The following is a 2,087-nucleotide window of genomic DNA, read 5'->3' on the forward strand; positions in this document are numbered from 1 at the left end:
GTTTGGGCCACCAGCTCCGGCAGCCCCACGTTGGTGAGGATGGAGACCCCCACCCGGCAGACATGGGCATTGCCTGCCAAGACCACCACCGGCGCGCCGCCCCAGAGGGTTTCACAGGTGGTGGTGGTGCCGTTGTAGGGGAAAGGATCTAGGCCAATGTCAATCTCGCTGTAGATCTGGAGATGCTCTGGAATGCTGCGGCGATCTCCCACCAGGTGCACCCGCTGCCGATCCACCCCGTGCCGCTCGAAGTGCCCCCAGAAGATCTCGCAGACGCTGCGGTCGGTGTAGCGCATGTTTTTGAGCAGGATGCGGGCGTTGGGCAGCCGCTTGAGGATCTCCGCCCACACGGCCACCACGTTGGGGGTAATTTTGGTGGGGTTGTTGCAGCAGCCAAAGGTGACGTAGCCGGCAGCCAGGGCCGGTAGCTCGGAAACCGGCGGAAAGATATCCACAGGGTTGTAGCAGAGAAAGCTTTTGGGCAGGCGCATCAACTTTTCTGTGTGGTACCTTTCCGTCATGCCCGGCGGGTCGGCGTAGGCATCGGTGATGCGGTAGTCCACCAAGGTCAGGCCGGTGGTGTTGGGGTAGCCCAGATAGGTGGCCTGGATGGGGGCAGGTTTGAGGGCCAGCACGCCCAAGCGGTTGTAGGCCGTATGGCCGGCCAGATCCACCAGAATGTCGATCTTGTCCTCGTGGATGAGGTCGGCCACCTCCACATCGGAGCGGATCTTGTGGATATCTCGCCAGGCATCGGCCTTTTCCTTCATCCGCTCGGTCACAATGTCCGAATACGGCCCGTTGGAATAGCAATAAATCTGGAAGCGCTCGTGGTTGTGGTGGTTATAGACATGCTCAAAGAACATGCTCACGGAGTGCAGCTTAAAATCTCCGGAGATGTAGCCGATGCGCAGAGGCCGCTTCAGATCCCGATCCCGGTGGTAGGGCCGCCGCAGATGGGCCACTGCAGCCTGAGTGGCATCCCCCCACTTTTTGTGCTCCCGCAGGGTCTCTTCGGGATCGAAATCGGGGGCGTAGTGCAGGCCCATGAGGATGTTGCCGTGGAAGGCGATCACCCCCGGAGCCAGCTTGGCCGACTTGCGGTAGGCTTTGATGGCCTCCTCGTGGCGGCATTGCTGGAGGAAGGTGCCCGCCAACCCTGCATAGGTGGAAGGATCCTCGGGGTTGATCTCCAGGGCGCGCTGAAAAGATTCCAGCGCCTCGGTTAGGCGGTTCAGCTCTTTGTAAACGGATCCCAGGGCCCGGTGAACATCCAGGAAGTCCGGCTTGAGGCGGGCGGCCTCCTGCAAAACCGGCAGGGCCTCTTCGTTGCGGTGCTGGCTTTGCAACAACAGCCCCAAGTTGCAGTAGGCTTCTCCCAGTTCTGGGTCGTGCACCAGCGCCTGCCGGTATTGAATCTCTTCCTTTTCCGGCTCGTTCAAGTGCCGATAGGCCAGGCCCAGGTTGTTGTAGGCCAGGGCAAAGTCAGGCTTGTGCTCTAGGGCCGCCTCCAGTAGGGGGATGGCTTCCTTGAATCGCAGCTGATCCAGCAGCAGACACCCGGCCTCGAAGTAGGCCTCGGCCAGGTTGGGCCGCACACCCAGAGCGCGGCTGAGGTGGGCCATGCTATCGGCCATGCCGCAAGGGAACACCTTGCGCAACCCGCGATCCGACAGAAAGCTCGCCAAGCCCCGGTAAGCTTCGGCATATTCAGGCTGCAGGCCAAGGGCCACATGGTAGTAGTCCAGCGCCCGTTGCGGCTGCTTCAGCTTGCGATAGGCTGTGGCCAGGTTGAAGTAAACCCGCGGGCGATCCGGCTGCAGAGCCAGGGCTGCCCGATAGGCCTCGATGGCCGCCTCCGGCTGTCCCTGCTCCAGCAGGGCGGTGCCCAGGTTGATGTGAGCTTCCACCAAGTGCCCATCCAGCTCCAGCGCCTGGCGGAAAGCGGCAATGGCTTCCTCCCAGTTCCCTTGCTCTGCCAAGGTCAAGCCCAGGCCGTTGTACAAGGCCGCTTGCTGCGGATCCTGCTCCAGAAGCTGCCGATAGAGCTCAACAGAACGCTCCAACTGCCCGGCCTCGCGGCAGAG

At 62.0% G+C, this 2,087-nt stretch carries 1 protein-coding gene; it reads right to left on the reverse strand.

Going from position 1 to position 2,087, the window contains the following annotated elements; all coding sequences use genetic code 11:
* A partial coding sequence (locus tag ACVWZ1_RS14340) for a tetratricopeptide repeat protein (protein ID WP_457503744.1) occupies positions 1-2,066 on the reverse strand: 2,066 nt, incomplete at its 3' end.
* Positions 2,067-2,087 lie beyond the last annotated feature (21 nt).

The sequence above is a fragment of the Thermostichus sp. MS-CIW-25 genome (genome assembly GCF_054060015.1).